The sequence below is a fragment of the Roseovarius sp. genome (assembly GCF_018066915.1).
Classification (GTDB): Bacteria; Pseudomonadota; Alphaproteobacteria; order Rhodobacterales; family Rhodobacteraceae; genus Roseovarius.
In genome coordinates, this window is record NZ_JAGPVV010000360.1 from 1 (window position 1) to 6863 (window position 6863).

Below are 6863 nucleotides of genomic sequence, written 5' to 3' on the forward strand. Positions count from 1 at the left end.
ATCGGCCTTGCCACCGAACCCCTCGTGATCGAGTGGAGCACGCGGCTTGTCATAGCCTTCCTCTATACCACGCTGATCCCCGGCCTCGCCGCCACACTGGTCTGGTTTCTCTTGGTCGAGCGGATTGGTGCGACGCGCGCCGCGACCTTCCATTTCCTCAACCCGTTCTTTGGCGTGGCCATCGCCGCTGTCCTCCTGAACGAGGCGCTACGACTGGGCGACTTGATCGGAGTCTTGGTGATCATGGGCGGGATTCTGGCGGTGCAACTGTCCCGGCAAGGGCGGGTCTGAAAACCGGCTTTAGCCAATCTTGCCCCGCGGCCCGTCGCCAACCTGCCCGCGGTGCAAAAGCAGGTGATCAAGGATCACGCAGGCCATCATCGCCTCGCCCACCGGCACCGCGCGAATACCGACGCAAGGGTCATGCCGCCCCTTGGTAACGACCTCAATGGGATTGCCATCCACGGTGATCGACTGGCGCGGGGTCAGGATCGAGGACGTGGGCTTGACCGCAAATCTCACGACAATCTCCTGCCCGGTCGAAATCCCGCCAAGAATCCCGCCCGCATGGTTCGAGGCAAAATGCGGGCCATTCTCGCCCATGAAAATCTCATCGGCATTGGCGCTGCCGGTGAGGCGCGCGGCGGCCATGCCTTCGCCAATCTCGACGCCTTTGACGGCGTTGATCGACATCATCGCGGCGGCCAGATCGGTATCAAGCTTGCCATAGATCGGCGCGCCGAGGCCAGCGGGCACACCGCGCGCAACAACTTCGATCACAGCGCCGACCGAATCGTGCTTCTTGCGCAGCGCTTGCAGATAGTCTTCCCATGCAGGCGCCGCCGCCGCATCGGGCAGCCAGAAATCATTGCCGTCAATCGCGTCCCAATCGAACCGCGCGCGGTCCAACTCCATCTCGCCCATGGCGACCATATAGCCCTTGATCTCGATCCCCGGCACGAGGGCCGCCAAGGCCGCGCGTGCCACGCCACCCGCCGCCACCCGCGCCGCCGTTTCGCGCGCCGACGACCGCCCACCGCCGCGCGGGTCGCGCAGGCCATATTTCAGGTGATACGTGATATCGGCATGACCGGGGCGGAATGTCTTGGCAATCTCGCCATAATCGCGCGAGCGTTGATCGGTGTTCTCGATCATCAACTGGATTGGTGTGCCCGTGCTCTGACCCTGATAGACGCCCGACAGGATACGCACGGCGTCCGGCTCGTTGCGCTGGGTCATGTTCTTGTTCTGCCCCGGACGGCGCTTGTCCAGCCAGTGCTGCAACATCGCCTCGTCCAGCATGACCCCCGGCGGGCAGCCATCCACCGTGGCCCCAAGTGCGGGCCCATGGCTCTCGCCCCAGGTGGTGAAACGAAACAGATGTCCAAACGTGTTGAGGCTCATGCGCGGGCTCCTTTGGCGATGATCTAGCCCCGGCCCGCCCCGGCCTCAAGCTAATTTGGCGGGCTTTTGTCGCAAACAGGCGATCTATGGGATCGAATCGCAGTAGTCTTTGTCGCGTGACGGACTGGCGGAGTTGCCCGAACCAAATGAGACCGGGACGTTCAAAAACACTGGTGCAGCGCGCAAGCCCTGCTAACACTGTCGGCAAGACTGTCCAAAAACGACAGCACCGAAACATCAAGATCAACAGGGAGAAGACAATGACCAATGACACCTCGCACGAAACCGTGCGCCCGGTCGTCGCCAAAATGGCCGAGGACACCCGCGCCGGCAAGATGAGCCGTCGCGAATTCGTGGCGCTCGCCTCGACCTTTGGCGCCTCTGCCGCGGCGGCCTACGGCCTCTTGGGCCTCGCCGCTCCGACACCGGCCCATGCCCAAGAGGGCAAGAAAGGCGGCGTGCTGCGCGTGGCCAGCCGCGTGATGGATATCACCGATCCGCGCAAATATGCGTGGAGCGAGCCGGGCAACCTTGCCCGCCAGTTCTGCGAACCTCTGGTGCGCTGGGCCTCTGACTTCAGCTTTCAGCCGATGCTGCTGGAAGGCTGGGAAGTCAGCGACGATGCCAAGACCTATACGCTGAAGGTCCGTCAGAATGCGGTCTGGAACAATGGCGATGCGTTCAACGCCGATGACGTGATCCACAACCTCAACCGTTGGTGCGACAAGGCCGCCGAGGGCAATTCCATGGCCTCGCGCATGGGGACCTTGATTGACCCCGAGACCAACAAGGCAATTGAGGGCGCGATTGAGCGGGTCGATGATTTCACCGTTCGCCTCAACCTGCCGCGCCCCGACATCACCATCATCGCGGGCATGTCCGACTATCCCGCGCTCTGCGTCCACCCCAGCTTTGGCGATGATGGCGATCTGGCCAAAGCCCCCATCGGCACCGGCCCGTTCGAGCTTGTGTCGATCGAGATCGGTGTGGCAGCGGAATACAAGCGCCGCGAGGACGGCAAATGGTGGGGCGGTGACGTCTATCTCGATGGTATCCGCTTTATCGACTTTGGCGAGGACAACGCGTCGATCGTGGCGGCCTTTGATGGCGACGAGATCGACATCAACGACGAATCCACCGCAGATTTCATCGAATCCTACGACGCGCTTGGCCTGATCAAACAGTCCAAGCCCACAGCCAACACCATCGTCGCTCGCATGCGCGCCGATACCGCGCCCTATGACAGCAAGGAATTGCGCAACGCCATTCAATTGGCCTGCGACAATGCCGTTCTGCTGGCCATTTCGATCAACGGCGAGGGTATTCCGGCAGAAAACCACCACGTCGCCCCCTTCCATCCGGAATATGCCGAACTGCCCGCGATTGCGGCTGATCCGGCCAAGGCCATCGAAATGGCGCGCGCGGCTGGGCATGGCGACACGGAAATCGACATCATCTCGATTGATGGCGACTGGCGCACCACCACCACCGATGCCATCGGCGACCAGTTGCGTCAGGCGGGTTTCAACGTCAAGCGCACGGTCATTCCGGGGGCAAGTTTCTGGAACGACTGGACCAAATATCCCTTCTCGACGACCAACTGGGGTCCGCGCCCACTGGGCGTTCAGGTGCTGGCACTGGCCTATAAATCGGGTGAAGCCTGGAACGAATCCGGCCATGCAAACCCCGAGTTCGACGCGCTGCTGGATGAGGCCTTGGGTATTTTCGACGCCGACAAGCGCCGCGAATATTCGGCCAAGCTGCAAGCGATGCTGCAAGACAGCGGTGCCGTGATTCAGCCCTTCTGGCGCAATCAGGCGCTGCACCACACCGACAAGGTCAAGGGTGTCGAGGCGCATCAGTTCCGCGAAATGCACTATGAGAAGGCGTGGCTCGACGTCTGATCGCGTCCACCGCTGGAAATTGGGCCGCCCCTCACGGACGGCCCTTTTTGGTTAAGCGACTTCGGCGCGCAGGGCGGCCATGCGTTCCGCCAAAAGCTTGCGCGACATCTCGTCCTTGAGTTTGCCGCTCTCGTCAAAGGCGTTCATCGCGCCCGCAATCAGCACCGCCGTCCCCGGCACAAGCCGCGCCTGCAACTGCGTGAGGCACGAGAGCGTCATGAATTGCGCCGTCTCGCCGCCCGTGCGCCCCGCCGAGGCAGAGACCACAACCACAGGCTTGTCCTTGAACGCCGCCCCCGGAACCCGGCTGATCCAGTCGAGCCCGTTCTTGAGCACACCCGTGATGCCCTTGTTGTATTCCGGCGCACCGATCACCACGGCGTCGGCCTCTTTGATCTGCTGGGCAAGGTGCTTTACAGCCTCCGGCACGCCCTCTGCCTCTTCCAGATCGCCATCGTAGAGCGGCAGATCGAGACTGCCTTCGCTGATCTCTGCGGGGCCGAACGCCTCTGCCGCTTCGGCGAGTAGCATGCGGTTATACGATCCCTTGCGCAGCGATCCGGAAATCAACAGGAGTTTTGGGTTTGCCATTCTTTATCCTCTCAGGGGTTTGCCAGCGTCATTCGACAAACTGGGGCGAGAGGGGGCGATTGACAATATCAAGTGATTGCACAGCCCCTGTGCAGCACCTCAGACCCAAATAAAAACCCCGGCGCGGCGAGCAGACCGCAGCCGGGGCAGGAACCCGCCACGCGTGGCGAGGAGGACGCGATTACCAGTCCACCGGACCCTTGTCGGCGAATTGATGGACCAGAAAGTCAATGAATGCCCGCACCTTGGGCTGGGTGAACCGGCCCGGCGGATAGACCGCGTAAATGCCCTGCAATTCGAGTGGCAATTCGGGCATGGCATCTTCGACCAGCCCGTCAGCCATGGCGCGGGAATAGAGAAACGAGGGCAGATAGGCGATGCCAAGCCCCGAAATCGCGGCGTTGAGCAGGGATTGACCGTCATTCACGCTGAGCCCCCCCGCCGTGCGCACCTGCCGCTTTTCTCCCGAAGGTGCGGTCAGTTTCCACACCGCGCCACCGGCCTGGCTGGAATAATGCAAGAGCTTGTGCTCGTTCAGATCGTCGATCTTTTGCGGTCGCCCGTGTTTCTGGAAATAGCTGGGGCTCGCGATCATGCGCTTGGTGGTTTCGGTCAGCTTGCGGGCGCGCAGGGTGCTGTCCTCCAACTCGCCGATGCGCACGGCCATGTCGAACCCTTCCGAAATCAACTCGACATAGCGGTTATTGAGCACCATGTTGACGGTGATATCGGGAAATTCCTCAAGAAACTGGCCCAGAACCGGGCTCAGATGATTGACCCCAAAGTCCGTCGCCACAGAGATTCGCAAGAGACCTGAAGGGTCAGATTGCATCGAACTGACCAGCGCATCAGCCTCGCCTGCGTCATTAAGCACGCGCAACGCCCGGTCGTAATAGGCCAGACCGATCTCGGTCGGACTCACGCGCCGTGTCGTGCGATTGAGCAACCGTGCCCCCAAACGCGCCTCTAGCGACGAGACATGCTTGGACACGGCGGATTTGGAAATGCCCATCTTGCGCGCCGCGTCTGTAAATCCGCCTTGGTCCACCACGGTGGCAAAGGCTTCCATTTCGGTCAGGCGATCCATGCTCGTACCTCTGAATTGCATCTTGAGGGTCTTTGTGAAGGGAAAATCAGGCACAACTGGGGCGCTTGCCAGACAATATCTGGATTTCGTCGGCATAGTTCGCCAGCTGGAAACACGGAAACACCAAGCTGTGATTGTTGACGGGATGAGCCGTCGCACCACTTATGATAGCATGCCATTGGGAGGAGCACCTATGACACGCATCATTGCAATAACTGCCGCAGCCTTTCTGAGCCTCACGACTCCCCTTTTCGCCGGGGACACCCCCGCGCCAGAGGGGGCCGAGGTCTATTTCGTCAATCTCGAGGATGGTGCCACGGTAAGCGCACCCGTGACGGTCATCTTTGGCCTCAAGGGCATGGGCGTGGCCCCGGCCGGCACTGAAAAAGAGGCAACCGGGCATCATCACGTGCTCGTCAACCGCCCGCCTTTGGGCGAAGGGCCAGACGGTGCCGAAGAGCTGAACGTGGGGCTTCCCGCCGATGACAACCACCGCCATTTCGGCGGCGGTCAGACACAGGTGACGCTGGATCTGGAACCGGGCACGCACACGCTGCAACTGGTCATGGGCGACCTGAACCACGTGCCGCACAATCCGCCGGTGGTGTCCGAGGTGATCACGATCACCGTCGAATAAGCCACGTCAGAGCGTGGCAGCCAACCGCGTGCCCTGATCAATCGCGCGTTTCGCATCAAGCTCGGCGGCCAAATCTGCGCCGCCGATCACATGCGCCGTGACCCCCCGCGCTGCGAGCGCGTCTGCCAGACTACGCTCGCTCAACTGCCCCGAGCAGAGCACGATGGTATCCGCCTCGATCAAGGTCGGGCGTTCGCGCGCCTCGCCGAAACTCACATGAAGCCCCGCCGCGTCAATGCGCTCGTAATTGACGCCGCCGATCATCTCGACGCCCTTCATCTTGAGCGCGGCACGGTGAATCCACCCCGTTGTTTTGCCCAAACGCTTGCCGGGGGCCTCCGCCTTGCGCTGCAAGAGCGTCACCTTGCGCGCGGGCGGCTCTGGCTGCGGTCCCTGCGGCGACAGCCCACCGCGCACCTCTGCCGGATCGCCCACGCCCCATTCGGCACGCCAGAGCGCGATATCTTCGGTCGGGCTGACCCCCTCATGCACGAGGAATTCGGACACATCGAATCCGATGCCGCCCGCACCCACCACAGCCACGCGGCGGCCCACCTCTGCCCCCCCCCGCAACACGTCGATGTAATTGACCACGTTTGGCCCGTCCTGCCCCGGTATACCCGGATCGCGGGGAATCACACCCGTGGCGATGATCACGGCATCGAAGCCGTCCAGATCGTCCGGCGCCACCTCCTGCCCCAGCCGCAGATCAACGCCCGCCTCGGCCAACATGGTGCCGAACCAGTCCACCAACCCGCGAAACTCTTCCTTGCCGGGGATGACCTTGGCCATATTCAATTGCCCGCCCAGTTCAGCCGCACGATCAAAGAGCGTGACCTGATGCCCCCGCCCCGCCGCCGTAATCGCCGCAGAGAGGCCGGCAGGCCCCGCACCGACCACGGCAATCCGCTTGGGCATTTCTGCGGGCGCAATCACCAGTTCGGTTTCGTGGCAGGCGCGCGGATTGACCAGACAAGACGTCAGCTTGCCCGAGAATGTGTGATCGAGGCACGCCTGATTGCAGGCAATGCAAGGCGCAATCGTGGCGCTGCGTCCCGCCGCAGCCTTGTTGACGAATTCCGCATCCGCCAGAAACGGCCGCGCCATGCTGACCATGTCGGCGGCGCCATCGGCTAGCACTGCCTCGCCCACTTCGGGCGTGTTGATCCGGTTCGAGGTGATGACGGGAATCCCCACCTTGCCCATCAGCTTTTTCGTGACCCAGGCAAAACCCGCACGC

Annotated in this window: 7 protein-coding genes; 3 read left to right on the forward strand and 4 right to left on the reverse strand. The window is 62.2% G+C overall.

Going from position 1 to position 6863, the window contains the following annotated elements; genetic code table 11:
- A partial coding sequence (locus KBT70_RS20330) for an EamA family transporter (RefSeq protein ID WP_296638519.1) occupies window positions 1–291 on the forward strand: 291 nt, incomplete at its 5' end.
- Between the two features lie 9 nt (window positions 292–300).
- On the opposite strand, the gene aroC is transcribed toward KBT70_RS20330, so the two are convergent.
- On the reverse strand, window positions 301–1404 hold the full coding sequence (gene aroC, locus KBT70_RS20335) for a chorismate synthase (protein WP_296638522.1): 1104 nt from the start codon (window positions 1402–1404) through the stop codon (window positions 301–303).
- 260 nt (window positions 1405–1664) lie between these two features.
- Between aroC and KBT70_RS20340 the strand changes: the two genes are divergently transcribed.
- On the forward strand, window positions 1665–3308 hold the full coding sequence (locus KBT70_RS20340; RefSeq protein WP_296638527.1) for an ABC transporter substrate-binding protein: 1644 nt from the start codon (window positions 1665–1667) through the stop codon (window positions 3306–3308).
- Between the two features lie 51 nt (window positions 3309–3359).
- Here KBT70_RS20340 and KBT70_RS20345 read toward each other — a convergent pair whose 3' ends face one another.
- A complete protein-coding gene (locus KBT70_RS20345; RefSeq protein WP_296638531.1) occupies window positions 3360–3899 on the reverse strand; it encodes an NAD(P)H-dependent oxidoreductase in 540 nt (179 codons plus the stop codon).
- A 181-nt stretch (window positions 3900–4080) separates the two neighbouring features.
- Window positions 4081–4986: a LysR family transcriptional regulator gene (locus KBT70_RS20350; RefSeq protein WP_296638542.1), complete on the reverse strand. Its 906-nt coding sequence runs from the start codon at window positions 4984–4986 to the stop codon at window positions 4081–4083.
- A gap of 193 nt (window positions 4987–5179) precedes the next feature.
- Between KBT70_RS20350 and KBT70_RS20355 the strand changes: the two genes are divergently transcribed.
- On the forward strand, window positions 5180–5623 hold the full coding sequence (locus KBT70_RS20355) for a DUF4399 domain-containing protein (RefSeq protein ID WP_296638536.1): 444 nt from the start codon (window positions 5180–5182) through the stop codon (window positions 5621–5623).
- A 6-nt stretch (window positions 5624–5629) separates the two neighbouring features.
- Here KBT70_RS20355 and KBT70_RS20360 read toward each other — a convergent pair.
- A partial coding sequence (locus tag KBT70_RS20360) for an FAD-dependent oxidoreductase (RefSeq protein ID WP_296638539.1) occupies window positions 5630–6863 on the reverse strand: 1234 nt, incomplete at its 5' end.